At 72.1% G+C, this 13,133-nt stretch carries 12 protein-coding genes; 2 read left to right on the forward strand and 10 right to left on the reverse strand.

Annotated features, from left to right (window positions below):
• Positions 1–5: 5 nt before the first annotated feature.
• Together ACQPYN_RS18485 and ACQPYN_RS18490 are read right to left on the reverse strand one after the other, a co-directional pair.
• On the reverse strand, positions 6–416 hold the full coding sequence (locus tag ACQPYN_RS18485; RefSeq protein ID WP_433025806.1) for an NUDIX domain-containing protein: 411 nt from the start codon (positions 414–416) through the stop codon (positions 6–8).
• Between the two features lie 37 nt (positions 417–453).
• Complete coding sequence (locus ACQPYN_RS18490) at positions 454–966, reverse strand: hypothetical protein (protein WP_433025809.1); 513 nt, start codon at positions 964–966, stop codon at positions 454–456.
• Positions 967–1,089: 123 nt separating this feature from the next.
• Between ACQPYN_RS18490 and ACQPYN_RS18495 the strand changes: the two genes are divergently transcribed.
• Positions 1,090–2,910, forward strand: a complete 1,821-nt coding sequence (locus ACQPYN_RS18495; protein WP_433025812.1) for an alkyl/aryl-sulfatase — start codon at positions 1,090–1,092, stop codon at positions 2,908–2,910.
• 11 nt (positions 2,911–2,921) lie between these two features.
• On the opposite strand, the gene ACQPYN_RS18500 is transcribed toward ACQPYN_RS18495, so the two are convergent.
• The 6 genes from ACQPYN_RS18500 to ACQPYN_RS18525 form a co-directional block, all read right to left on the reverse strand.
• A complete protein-coding gene (locus tag ACQPYN_RS18500) occupies positions 2,922–3,509 on the reverse strand; it encodes a hypothetical protein (RefSeq protein ID WP_433025815.1) in 588 nt (195 codons plus the stop codon).
• A 64-nt stretch (positions 3,510–3,573) separates the two neighbouring features.
• Positions 3,574–4,911 (reverse strand): NAD(P)/FAD-dependent oxidoreductase, encoded by a 1,338-nt coding sequence (locus ACQPYN_RS18505; RefSeq protein ID WP_433025818.1) that lies wholly within the window; start codon positions 4,909–4,911, stop codon positions 3,574–3,576.
• Between the two features lie 24 nt (positions 4,912–4,935).
• Positions 4,936–6,039 carry a mandelate racemase/muconate lactonizing enzyme family protein gene (locus tag ACQPYN_RS18510; protein WP_433025821.1) on the reverse strand — a complete coding sequence of 368 codons (1,104 nt, stop codon included), beginning with the start codon at positions 6,037–6,039 and terminating at the stop codon, positions 4,936–4,938.
• A 3-nt stretch (positions 6,040–6,042) separates the two neighbouring features.
• Positions 6,043–6,981: a PDR/VanB family oxidoreductase gene (locus ACQPYN_RS18515; protein WP_433025823.1), complete on the reverse strand. Its 939-nt coding sequence runs from the start codon at positions 6,979–6,981 to the stop codon at positions 6,043–6,045.
• 15 nt (positions 6,982–6,996) lie between these two features.
• Positions 6,997–8,202: an NAD(P)/FAD-dependent oxidoreductase gene (locus ACQPYN_RS18520; protein WP_433025826.1), complete on the reverse strand. Its 1,206-nt coding sequence runs from the start codon at positions 8,200–8,202 to the stop codon at positions 6,997–6,999.
• A gap of 91 nt (positions 8,203–8,293) precedes the next feature.
• Positions 8,294–9,616: an aromatic ring-hydroxylating oxygenase subunit alpha gene (locus tag ACQPYN_RS18525; protein ID WP_433025829.1), complete on the reverse strand. Its 1,323-nt coding sequence runs from the start codon at positions 9,614–9,616 to the stop codon at positions 8,294–8,296.
• Positions 9,617–9,761: 145 nt separating this feature from the next.
• Between ACQPYN_RS18525 and ACQPYN_RS18530 the strand changes: the two genes are divergently transcribed.
• Positions 9,762–10,691 carry a LysR family transcriptional regulator gene (locus ACQPYN_RS18530; RefSeq protein ID WP_433025832.1) on the forward strand — a complete coding sequence of 310 codons (930 nt, stop codon included), beginning with the start codon at positions 9,762–9,764 and terminating at the stop codon, positions 10,689–10,691.
• Positions 10,692–10,764: 73 nt separating this feature from the next.
• Here ACQPYN_RS18530 and ACQPYN_RS18535 read toward each other — a convergent pair whose 3' ends face one another.
• Complete coding sequence (locus ACQPYN_RS18535; RefSeq protein ID WP_433025835.1) at positions 10,765–11,337, reverse strand: hypothetical protein; 573 nt, start codon at positions 11,335–11,337, stop codon at positions 10,765–10,767.
• Positions 11,338–11,479: 142 nt separating this feature from the next.
• Positions 11,480–12,442 carry a hypothetical protein gene (locus tag ACQPYN_RS18540; protein WP_433025837.1) on the reverse strand — a complete coding sequence of 321 codons (963 nt, stop codon included), beginning with the start codon at positions 12,440–12,442 and terminating at the stop codon, positions 11,480–11,482.
• Positions 12,443–13,133: the final 691 nt, after the last annotated feature.

Here is a 13,133-nt window from a genome sequence, read left to right on the forward strand (position 1 = left end):
GCGCCTCAGGTCTCGGCGAGCAACGGCAGGACATGCCCTCGGAAGAACTCGGCGTCGGCCGGGTTCGAGAGCGTCCCCGCGACCTCGTCCCGTGGCACCCACCGAGCCTCCGGATTGGCCGGATCGCGAGGCTGCAGGCCGGCCTCGGGGCTGCGGAACAGGAACAGCGTGATCGTCTTGCGCTCGGGCAGCCCGTGGCCGAAGCCCCACCGGGTGTACGACCCCAGCTCGCGCACGAGCTCGAGGTCGGTGAGCCCGCACTCTTCCTCGATCTCGCGTCGTGCCGCGTCGAGGACGCCCTCGCCGGCCTCGACGTGGCCCTTGGGCAGCGACCACGTCCGGGCCCGTTGACGGACGACGACCACCCGACCCTCCGGATCGACGATGACTCCGCCCGCGGCGTGGCTCCGAAGCACGGTGGGAGTGTGCCCGGTCGACCCTCCGGCTCATGGCTCAGTGCAGCGCGGCCTTGAGCGCGACGATGAGCGAACCCACGAGGATCGACGCGACGGTCCAGGCCAACCGGACGGCCGGTCGACGGTGCGTACCGCGCCCGGCGAGGGCGCTGCAGAAGGCGAGCGCCGCGACCCCGACCCAGAGCGTGATGTCGATGCGGGTGGAGAGGTCGATGCGCAGCAACGCCAAGATGAGCAGGACGACCCCTGCCACGAGCCCGGGCACCGCAGCCATGGAGCTGTGCTGCACCGCCGCGCGGATCTCGTGTCTCGACGGCACGGCGACGCCGGTGTAGGCGCGTCCCACCACCTCGGCGTACGCCTCGGCCAGGAAGATCACGATGCCGGTGCCCGCGACGGTCAGCGCCGTCACCCACGGTCCGGGCTCGTGGTCGCCGAGGTAGGCGAGCACCGACATGGCGATCACGGTGCCGTAGATCGCGGCCCGGACCCGGCCGGCAGCGGCGTGCTCGCCCGACCCCGTCGGTGTCGTGGCGGTGCGTTCGACCATGCCGGGAGGGTAGGGCGGCCGGCGCCGGATCCGGCTCCCCCGCCGGGGATGAGCGGGGGCGAACGCACCGCTCATCCCACGCGGGTGAACCGGACCGCGGCCCCGGTTCCTAGCGTCGGCACCATGCTGACCAAGGACGGATCACGCGGCGCCGACGTCTCGGACCGGCGCGATTTCGCCGACGCCGACCGCGGCCTGATCGGGACCCTCGAGCCGATGGTCATCACGGCCGCGGACGGCCGCGTCGTGTGGGACATGGACCAGTGGGCGTTCCTCGACGCCGACTGTCCGGACACCGCCGACCCCAGCCTGTGGCGGCAGGCGCAGCTCACCGCGAAGCACGGGCTCTACGACGTCAGCGAGGGCATCTATCAGGTCCGCGGCTTCGACATGTCCAACATGACCGTCGTCGAGGGCGACGACGGCGTCATCGTGATCGACCCGCTCATCTCGGCCGAGACGGCGGCGGCCGCGCTGGCGCTCTACCGCCGGCACCGCGGCGACCGCCCGGTGTCCGCGGTGATCTACACCCACGCGCACCTCGACCACTTCGGCGGCGTGCTCGGGGTGGTCGACGCCGACACCGACGTCCCGATCCTCGCCCCCGAACACTTCCTCGAGCACGCGGTGTCGGAGAACGTCTACGCCGGCGTCGCCATGCTGCGCCGCAGCTACTACTACGCCGCGATCCACCTCGCGAAGAGCCCGACCGGCACCCTGGGCATCGGCCTCGGGGCGGGCGGGTCGACCGGGACGCCCGGTCTGATCGCCCCCACCCTCGAGATCACGCACACCGGCCAGGAGGAGACGATCGACGGGGTGCGGATGGTCTTCCAGATGACCCCCGGCACCGAGTGCCCGGCCGAGATGAACCTCGCGTTCCCCGACAGGCGGGCGCTGTGCATGGCGGAGAACGCCACCCACAACCTCCACAACCTGCTGACGCTGCGGGGCGCACAGGTGCGCGACCCCCGCATCTGGTCGCGCTACCTGGCCGAGGCGATCGACCTCTTCGCCCGCGACAGCGACGTCGTGTTCGCCTCGCACCACTGGCCGACCTGGGGCACCGAGGACCTCATCGGCTACCTGACCGAGCAGCGGGACCTCTACGCCTACCTGCACGACCAGACCCTGCGGCTGATCAACAAGGGCTACGTCGCCGCGGAGATCGCCGAGATGCTCGCGATGCCGCCGGCCCTGGAGAAGGCCTGGCACACCCACGGCTACTACGGCTCGGTCAACCACAACGTCAAGGCGATCTACCAGCGCTATCTCGGGTGGTACGACGCGAACCCCGCCCACCTCTGGCAGCACCCGCCCGAGGCGGCGGGCAAGCGTTACGTGGCCGCGCTGGGCGGCCAGGAGGCCGCCGTCGCCGCCGCCCGGCGGTTCGGCGCCGACGGCGACCTGCGCTTCGCCGCCGAGCTCGCCGGCCACGCCGTCTTCGCCGATCCGGACGACCGGGCGGCGCGGGAGGTGCTGGCCGAGGTGCTGGAGCAGCTCGGCTACGGCGCCGAGAACGCGACGTGGCGCAACGCCTACCTCTCGGGCGCCCACGAGCTCCGCGCGACGTCGATCGGGCACACCGAGATCGACTCGTCGGGGATGGCGCCGGCCCTGACCGTCACCCAGCTGTTCGACTCGGTGGCCATCCGCATCGTCGGGGAGAAGGCGTGGGAGGAGAGGTTCGCGATCGCCTGGACCCTGAGCGACACCGGCGAGCACTTCCACATGGAGCTGAGCAACGGCGTGCTCGTCCACCACCCCACGGCCGCGAAGCGGGACGCGGACCTGGCCGTGACGCTGACGCGCCCGCAGCTGCTCGCCCTGCTCTCCTCCGGCGCCACCGACGGCGTCGAGCTGGCCGGGGACGCGGGCGTCCTCGCACGCCTGGACGCGTTGACCGACGCGCCGGACCCCGACTTCGCCATCGTCACGCCCTAGTGCGGGCCCGCTCAGTCCTGATGGGGGTCCGAGAGGGGCGGCGAGAAGGGCGTCTCGATGCCGGTGGCGAGGTCGAAGGTGCTGCGCGGCTGGGTGGCGATGTCGGTGCCGTAGACGTGGAGCGACACCGCCTCCTGGTCGTCGAGCGCTTCCACGACGTGGATGGTGCCGTCGGGGATGATCGTGACCGTCCCGACGGGGTTGACCTGTGAGGTGACCTCCTCGAGCTCGACACGGTCGGGCGTGCCGTCACCGTCGACGCGCCGGAACCACGTGTCGCGCTCCCGGCCCCGGTAGGTGCCCACCACGGCCCAGGCGCCGTGGTTGTGGACGGGGGTCTGCGCCCCGGGCGCGAACACCACCGCGAGCACGGACAGTCGTCCGTCGGGGGCGCGGTAGAGCGGAAAGGCCTTGCCGACGGGGTCCCCGTCGCGCTGCTGGCAGGCCTGGTCGAGCCAGTCGCCGTCCTGGGTCAGCGCGTCCGCGAGCAGATCACGGATCGGCTCGGGGCCGAACTCCGCGCCGGCCCCCACCGCTCTGAGACGGTCGATCAGCTCGGTGACGCCCGGACCGAAGCCCGGCTCGACGAGGCTCTCCATGTCGACCTCCCACTATGAAGTGGGTCACAGGCTAGCGCCCTCTGCGCAGCTCAGGGCATGCCGATCAGCTCCAGGGGAAGGGCGAATGGCTGGTCGGGTGCAGCTCGCCGCGCTCGTAGCGGGCGAGGCGGAAGGGCTCGAGCAGCTCCTGGGGCTCGCCCAGCAGCTCACGGGCCACGAGGGCGCCGACCCCGATCATCTTGTACCCGTGGTTGGAGTCGGCGATGACGTAGGCGTTCTCCCGGAACGTGTCGAACACCGGGAAGCTGTCGGGGGTGAAGGCCCCGATCCCGCCCGAGGGCTCCTTGCGGTAGATGTCGCGACGCCCCTCGAAGCGCTTGTGGCAGGCGGCCAGCGCGGAGGTCCACATCCGCACGAAGTCGTCGCCGACGACGAACTCCGGGCTCGCCGTCCCGTACGGGTCGACGGCGACGGTGTCGGCCGGGCGCCCGATCGGCTCCGGTGAGGCGCCGCCCTGCACGCCGCCGAAGTGGAAGTCGGGCTTGTAGTAGATGCCCCAGATCCGGTCGGTGATCAGTGTGCCGTCGACGTCGTCGTAGAGGGGTGCGTCGGAGTCGACGTGGATCACGGGCGGGAACTCCCCGCGGTTGTCCATGAACTCCTGCGGGTCGACGTCGAGGATCCCCTCCTGCAGCGCCCAGTAGGTCCACATCGGCGCGTCCGGGATGACGCGTCCGTCGGGCGTGCGGACGGTGACGGTGCTCGGCAGGTCGAGCATCGCCCAGAGGTCGCGGACCCACGGCCCGGCCGCAGCGACCACGTGCTCGCACTCGATCGCCCCGGCCTCGGTCTCGACCGCGGCGACCCGGCCGCCGTCGAGCCGCATGCCGGTGACGGTCACGCCGGTCGCGATGGTCACCCCGGCGGCGCGCACCTTGTCCGCCAGACCCCGCAGGGACGCCACGTTGTTGGCGTATCCCCCGCGCTTCTCGTGGAGGATCACCGAGACGCCGGGCGCCTGCCAGTCCGAGAACATGTCGTGCATGTACTCGTGACAGGCGTCGACGCCCTCGACGAGCACGGACTCGTAGCCGATCGCCTGCTGCTCGGCGTGGATCTGCACCACGTCGTCGCGCATGGCGTCGGGAGCGGCCTGGATGTAACCGACGCCGTGGTACGAGAACGCCTCCGGGTCGGACTCCCACACGTCCACCGAGTGCGCCATGAGCCGGCGCATCGCGGGCTGGAAGTAGTTGTTGCGGATCACCCCGCACGCCACACCCGAGGCGCCCGCGCCGATGTCGGTCTTGTCGACGACCAGGACGTCGCCACCGTCCCCGAGGCCGCGCTCCTGGAGCTCCGTGGCGAGGTGCCACGCGGTCGACAGCCCGTGGATCCCGGCGCCGACGATCACGTACCGGGCTTTCGAGGGGATGGTCATGTCTCTCACCTGTTCTGAGGGTTGTCAGGCAAAGGAAGCGACGGGCGCGCCGAAGACGCCCTCGTCGGGGACGACGCCGAGCCCCGGACCGGTCGGCACCGTGATGCGGCCCTTCTCGACCCGCACCGGGTTCGTCGCGTCGTAGTGCCCGTCCATGAACGGCTCGGCCAGCCAGACGCCCTCGAGCAGGCGCGGGTGGACCGTGGCCGCGATGTGGGCGCAGGCGGCGGCGATGATGTCCCCGCCCCAGGAGTCGTCGCAGGTGTGGGGCAGGGACCGTGCCTCGCAGAGATCCCGGACGGTGGCCAGCGCGCCGAGCCCGCCGAGGCGCGTGACCTTCAGTCCGAACCCGTCGCACACCCCGAGCGAGATCGCCCGGAGCACGTGGGCCACGGACTCGGTGTTCTCGTCGAGGTAGACCGCGTGGTGCAGCTGCCCGCGGATCGCCGCGATCTCCTCCATGGTGTTGCACGGCTGCTCGAGCACGAGGGGGATGTCGGCGCACTCGCGGCTGAGCCGGAGGGCGTCACGGGAGGTCAGCGCCCGGTTGGCGTCGACGGCCAGACGGGTGCAGCCCGTCGCGTCCCACACCTTCCGGACCGTCTCGATGTCGACGTCGACCGGCCGTCCGCCGATCTTGACCTGGAGGCGGGGATAACCCTCGTCGATCTTCTCCACGGCGGTGCGGGCGACGTCGTCCGGCTCGCCGACGGTCAGCGAGTAGTAGGCGTCCACCCGGTCGCTCGTCGCGCCGCCCAGGAGGTCGCACACCCGCATGCCGTGGGCCTTGCCGACGAGGTCGTACACGGCGATGTCGATCGCCGCCTTGGCGTAGGCGTGGCCGTTCAGGAGCCCGTGCAGCGCCCGCTGGATCGCTAGCGGACCCGTCACGGGGAGCCCGACCAGCCCGGGCGCCATCTGCTGCAGTGCCGCGCGTGCGCCCAGGGCGTGGGACGGCGCGTAGGTGGGGCCCACCGGGCACGTCTCCCCCCAGCCGGAGACGCCCGTGTCCGACACGATCTCCACGATCGTCGAGTCCAGCGCCGTGTACGCGCCCTCGGACATGCGGTAGACCGCGCCGCTCAACGGGAGGTCCTTCTGGTACACGTGCACCTCGGCGATGCGCATGGCTCAGAGATCCAGCTCCAGGCGCGGGCAGCCGCGCTCGGCCCGCGAGACGCAGATGAACACCGTGTCCTGGGCGTCCTTCTCCTCGTCGGTCAGCAGCGAGTCGCGGTGCTCGGCGCGTCCGGCCAGCAGCGGCGTCTCGCAGGTGCCGCAGGTGCCCTCCCCGCACGAGAAGTCCACGGGCAGTCCACGGTCCTGCGCGACCTCGAGGATGCTCCGGTCCGGGGGGACGACCAGGGTGACGCCGCTGGCCATGAACGCCACCTCGAAGGCCTCGTCGGCGCCGTCGGGCTCGATCGTGCGCGGCGTGAACCGCTCGATGTGGAGGCTGCCGGCGGGCCACGCCGTCATCGCCGTGTCCAGCGCGTCGAGCATCGGCTCGGGTCCGCAGGCGTAGACGAGCGTGCTGGGACGGGGAGCCATCAGCTGGCCCCGGAGGTCCAGGAGGCCGACCTCGTCCTGCGGCGCGAGCACGACCCGGTCGCCGTGGCCGGCGAGCTCGTCGCGGAAGGCCATCGAGGTGCGCGTGCGCCCGCCGTAGAGCAGCGTCCACTCCGCGCCCGCGGCCTCCGCCGCGGCGATCATCGGCAGGATCGGGGTGATCCCGATGCCGCCGGCGACGAACACGTAGCGCGGCGCCGGCTCGAGCACGAAGTGGTTGCGCGGCTCGCCGACCTCGACGATGTCGCCGTCGTGCAGCTTGTCGAACACGTGCTCGGAGCCCCCGCGGCTCTGCGGCTCGCGCAGCACGCCCAGGCGCCACCGCCGGCGGTCGCCCGGGTCGGAGCACAGGGAGTACTGGCGGACGAGGTCGTCGGCGAGGGTCACGTCGACGTGCGCGCCGGGCGCCCAGGCCGGGAGCTCGCCGCCGTCGGCCCGCCCGAGGACGAGGGAGACGACGCCGTCGGCCTCGTCGCGGCGCTCATGGATCATGAGGTCCATCGCGGGTCTCCGTCCTCAGCGCATCTGGCCGGCGCCGACGTAGGGGTGGGGGCTCCGGAGCAGGTCGCCCTCGGCGAAGCGGGAGAGCCGGAAGTCCCGGGCGGGGATGTCGGCGTCGGAGCTCGTGCCGTCGACGACGAGGTCGGCGACGAGCCGCCCGACGGCCGGCGAGATCTTGTAGCCGTGCCCCGAGAAGCCGGCCGCGACGACGAGCCCGTCCAGCGGGGCCGCCGAGATGACCGGGTTGAAGTCGGGCGTGACGTCGTAGCAGCCGGCGTAGCTCGCGGCGATCGCCGGATTCGCCAGACCCGGCAGGCGGTCGCCGACCTTCTCGACGGTCAGGTCGACGAACGACGACGTCGCCTGGTTCGAGTACCGGTCGGGGTCGGCAGGCTCGAGGATCGACAGGTCGGAGTTGCCGAAGAGCAGCGTTCCGGCGCCCCCCTGCCCCTGTCCCTCCGCGCGGATGTACTGCAGCGAGACCAGGTCGGAGAACACCGGGACGGGGCCGAGGTCCTGGCCGGGGTCGACGAGCACGATCTGCTCGCGGTGCGGGGTGATCGGCAGCTCGATGCCGTGCGCGGCGAGCAGGCCGACCGACCACGGGCCGGCGGCGAGCACCACGTGCCCGGTCGCGATGGCGGTGCCGTCGACGAGCTCGACGCCGGTGACGCGGTCGCCGGACGTGCGGATCGCGGTGGCGGTGGTGCCCTGCCGCAGGCGCGCCCCGGCGCGGCGCGCGGCGCCCGCGAAGGCCTGCGCGGTCTGGTAGGCGTCGCCGTACCCGCCGCGCTCCTCCCACGCGAAGGCGGCGAAGGGCTCGAGGTCGGCGACGGGCCAGAGCTTGCGCACGTCGGTGTGGTCGATGTCCTCGGTGCGGACGCCGACGGCGCGCTGGTCGGCGACCGAGGCGTGCAGGGCGTCGACGTTCTCGGGCCCGACCCCGACCACGTAGCCGGTCTGGTGGAAGCCGACGTCCGCCCCGAGGACGTCCTCGGCGTTCTCGAACGTCTCGAGGCTGCGGGTGGCCATCGCCGCGAGCGACGAGACCCCGTAGTGGCAGCGGACGACACCCGACGACTTGCCCGTGCCGCCGGAGCCCACGGTGTCGCGCTCGACGATGGTGATGTCGGTGATGCCGCGCCGGGTCAGCGCCCAGGCGGCGGCGCAGCCCTCGAGGCCGCCGCCGATGATGACGACGTCGGCCGCGTCCGCAGTCACGATGGTTCTCCCTGGTGTGTGTCGAGCTCAGCGGCACCGGCCGCGAGCGCGGGCTCGTCGTCCTCGACCGCGCCGTGGACCACGGTGGCGGTCACGGGTCGGGGAACATGCGGGTCATGGAGTCGCCGGGCTCGAGGGAGTCGCCGCCCGGGACGCGCTCGATGCCGACGATCTTGTCGATGACCATGTTCTGGAACCGGTGCAGCGGCTCCTCGAAGCGGAAGCACATCCGCCCGCCGCGGTAGGCCGGGTTCTCGAGGCCCTCCTGGACGCGCTCGACGATCTCGAGGTCCTGGCGGTTGACGAGGTCCCAGAACTTCGCGAGCTGCTCGATCCCCTCCTCGGCGGCGTCGTCCTCGAGGGACTCGGGGTGGGCCAGCAGGACGGCGGTCTCGACGGTGCGGTTCGCCGCGACGGGGCGGTTGAACAGCACGAACGCGTGGTTGGGCAGCACGACCAGCGCCGTGCCGGGGAACAGCCACACGAACCGCCCGCTGTCGGCATCCTGCGTGCCCAGCGTGCTCAGGGCCTTGAGCCCGTCCCATCCGCCGGCGTCGGAGTTGCGCGACACCGGCGTGGTGCACATGCCCGTGTACAGGCCGGGGCCCTGCCACCGGTAGTGGTCGGAGAACTTGGAGACCTGGTTGAGCTCGGGATGCACCCAGGGCAGGTGGTAGTACTCCATGAAGTTCTCGCCGATGAGCTTGTAGTTCGCGGCGACGTCGTAGGTGCTGGTCCGCTGGGTGACCCACTCGTCGAGCCGGTACTCGGCGAAGCGCTCGGGCAGGTCGCCGAGCTGGGTGGCCAGCGGCGCGGGGTCGGGCGAGAGGTTGACGAAGACGAACAGGCCCCAGGACTCGACGGCGACGTCGAGCAGGCCGTAGTCGGCGCGGTCGAAGCCCTTCGCCACCGACGTGTCGAAGATCGGCTCCTGGCCGGCGGGGACGTCGGAGTCCTCGAACAGCGGCGTCCCGAGGCACGTCCCGTCGGTGTCGTAGGTCCAGTTGTGGTACGGGCAGCGGATGCGCCCGCGCTTGCCGACCTCGCGGGCGTCGGCGTCGAGGAGCTTCGTCGCGCGGTGGCGACAGAGGTTGTGGAACGCGCGCAGCGCGCCGTGCCGGTTGCGGGTGACGAAGATCGACCGGCCGGCGACCTCGACGACGATGCAGGCGCCGGGCTTCGCGACGTCGCTGGTGATGCCGACCGCGACCCAGCTGGTGGTGAACAGCCGCTGCTGCTCGAGAGCGAAGAACTCCGGCGACGTGTAGGCGTCGGGCAGCAGCGTCGACGCGAGCTCGACGGGCAGACGGGTCGGCGCGTAGGTGCCCTCGTGGGTGAACAGCGCCGGATCGACGGGACGCGCCGGCAGCGCGGCGTACGGATCGACGGCTGCGCTCGTGGTGTCGCTCGTCATGGCTGTCGGGCTCCTCTCGGGCGTGCTCGGGCCGTGGTGGAGCACCGGTGAGGCCGTCGTGGCCTGTGGTGCTCCTGGAGTGTCAGCGTCCGGATTCGTCCGCGTCCATCGAAACGTCGAACCTATGATCTTGTACGATGCGTACATGATCGACCGGCGTCTGCGCGTGCTCCAGGCCATCGCGCGACACGGCACGGTCACCGCCGCCGCGGAGGTCTGCCGGCTCACGCCGTCGGCGGTCTCGCACCAGATGCAGGCCCTCGCGCGGGAGCTCGACATCGCCCTCCTCGAGCCGGTCGGACGCAACGTGCGGCTCACCCCCGCCGCCCACACGCTGCTCGAGCACGGCGAGACGCTCACCGCCGCGTGGGAGCAGGCGCGCGCCGATCTCGCCGCCCACCGCGCCGGCGCCGTCGGCGGGACGCTGCGCTTCGCGGCGTTCTCCTCGGCCGCCGCGGTCGTCGTCCCCCGCGCTCTCGAGCACCTGCGCACCGAGCACCCCGCCCTGCGCGTGTTCCTGCGCGAGAGCGAGCCCGGACGCTCGTTCGACCTGCTGGCCGCCGACGAGGCCGACCTCGCCGTCATCGTCGCGACGCCGAGCATCCCGCCGGCCTCCGACGCCGCCTTCGAGCAGCACTCGCTGTTCGACGAGCCCCTCGACATCCTCGTCGGCCCCGACCACCCTCTGGTCGGCCGCCGCGGCGTCGTCGCCCTCCGCGATCTCGCCGGCGACCCGTGGATCTGCGGCAACGTCGGCCGCGCCTACCACCAGCTCGTCACGCTCGCCTGCACGGCGGCCGGCTTCGCGCCGGACATCGCCCACTACGCCGACGAGTGGGACACCGGCGCCGCGCTCGTCGCCCGCGGCTTCGGCGTCGCCCTGGTCCCGCGTCTCGCCGACCTCCCCGCGCACCACGACACCCGGCGCATCCCGATCACCACCGACCCGGTGCCGACCCGACGCGTCATCGCGGCCGTCCGGGCGGGGTCACAGGACCAGCCGACCATCGCCGCCGGGCTCGACGCCCTGCGGCACGTCACGGAGACGGGGCTGCCGGCGCTGGGACGGTCGTGACCGGTGTCGGCGAGCACAAGGCCCGCACGCCGACGGAGATTCATCGACCGGTGAGCTGCGGCAGCTCGCGAGCCTAGTCGGAGTGCAGACGGAGGTCGACGGTGCAGAAGCTCCCGTCAGACTGACTCCGCACGCGGTCCACATCCCAATAGCCATTGATCGCCGCCCTGGCCCGGCCGGGGAACCACGCGAACCGACCACTATCGACGGGGCCCCTCAGGAAGACGTACATGGGCACCAGCCGGCCCTCGCTGCCCGGACACCTGGTGGTCGGAATCCGGAAGTCGTGCATCGGCCCGGTCCGGTCGAGCACGGGATCGCCCGTCACGTCAGGGTCGTTGACGCGGAACGCGCCCAGCTTGCCGTCGAAGCTGGTTTCGAGCTCGACACGTCGGCCGAGGATGCGCTCCGAGAAGTGATTGTCCTGTCGGTCGACGAGGGTGGAGACGAACTCGTCGAGCTCCTGCTGGCTGTTGACTTCCTGCTCGAAAGTGCTCGCCATCAACGTCTGGAAATTGTCACTGGGAACGACGAGTACCGCGGCCACGACGCCCACGATGGCGACCCACAGACTCAGGAGAGCGATGACGACCGCGATGCGGTTCTTTCCGCTGTCCTCGGCGGGCGTCGTCCCCTTGCCGGTCACGTGCGACATCCTAGAGCGGGTAGATCATGACGCGCGAGAAGACCAGAGGTCCCGACGGCGGCGCATCCCCCTCGTAGCTTCTCTCAAACGCCCCGGCGTCGTCACGTCGATCGGTCAAATATCGCTCGTTCCACGCGGGCGCTCACTCCACCGACGCGGCTGCCTCCGCATCGGGGCCGGGGTCGGTGGGGGACGCGGGTGGCGTTCTCTCGTCCCCCACCGACCCCGGGTCCGGCGGCCCGGATGGCGGGCGCTCGAAGGTCAGCATCGACGGCTCGGACGGTGCGTCCGGTGTCGGATCGAGCGAGGACGAGGCCTGCGGCGTCGGGGTGTCCTGCGTGGGGCCGTCCTGGACGCCGTCGTCGAGGGAATCGCCGCGGTCCGTCGGAGCAGCGAGACCGGCCGTCTCCGAGGCACCGGCGGCTGCACCCCCGTCGGACGGGGCCGACCGGACGACGGCACCCGACGCCGCGGCGGTCGGCGACGCGGTCGGCGCCGTCCGCTCGGGTGCGATACCCGAGGCCGAGGGGACCCCGGCCGCCGAGGTGGCCGCCCCGATCGACGGCTCGCGCAGTCTCGACGTCGTCGCCGTCAACGCGACGGTGGCGGTGTCCTCGAACGTCCTCGAGGTCACCGCGTCGCGGTCCGGCCTCGGACCACCGGCCGGCACGTCCTTCTCGAGGGCCAGTCGCAGGACCGTGGCCTCCACCGGGTCGCCGAGGGCGCCGCGACCGGCGTCGAGGGCTCGCAGCATCTCCTGTGCGGCCCGGAGCTGCTGCCAGGCGGTGGCCATCGCGACCTCCGAGGCCGACCCGGAGCGGATCACGGCCATCGCGGATCGGAGGGCATCGCGATGCCCGGCCAGCTCCTCCTGTCGCCCGAGCAGGGCGAGGACCGCCCGTGGCGGTGGCCCGTCGCGGCGGGCGACGGAGGAGGTGTCCCACTCCTGCCGGACCTCGCCGATCCGCTCGAGCTCGGTGTCGATCGCCGTGATGACGGGCGTGGCCTCGCGCGTCCATGCCGAGCTCCTGGCGGACGCGGAGACGGCCTCGTCGGCCGGGCCCGGGGAGGTGTCCGGCGGACCGGCCGGCCTCGTGGTGATCACGGCTCCCCCCGCGACAGCGCAGACCGCGAGGGCGCCGACGGCCACCACGCGGCGCGACGGCGACCCGAGAAGGCCCCGGTCCCGGCGACCGGACCTGGCGCGGGCGGCCCGGTCGACGCTCTCCGGCAGGTACCCCCGCCACCCCGGCATCTCGTGTCGACCCTGGTGAACAGGCATGCCCGTCGGACCTCCCCCGGATGGCGCAGCGGGGCCACCCTCCCCCCTTCCGGCGCGCAGGGATAGTCCCGCGCCCCGGATTTGCCGACACTTCTCGCTACATCACAGATCCATTACGGCAGTTGTCGGAACGATCGCTCGGCAATCGGGCGGAGCGCGGGCCGGATTTGCTCCGAGGGCTGAACGAATTGTCGGCGACACACCTGTTCCGCGTCCGGTCCGTGGGCCCCGACCAGCGGGGGACGTTCAGTTACGGGCCGTGGACCGTCCGGATTCGGTCGATCACAGATCCGACTTTCTCGAGCATCGCGTCGTCATCGCGGTGCTCGACACCGGCGTCGACCGCACACACCCCGACCTCGACGTCACACGAGGAACGCGGCCCGATCCCGGGCGACCCCGACGGCCTTCCGGAGGGCATCCTCAACGAGTCCCGCTTCGGAGAGCCGACGTCGCTTCACGGCGGGGCGGCCGCACCGGGAGACCGCGCCCGGCGATCGGGCGGATCGCGGGG

Origin of the sequence: Actinomycetospora sp. CA-053990, from assembly GCF_050948445.1 — a bacterium.
Lineage (GTDB): Bacteria > Actinomycetota > Actinomycetes > Mycobacteriales > Pseudonocardiaceae > Actinomycetospora > Actinomycetospora callitridis.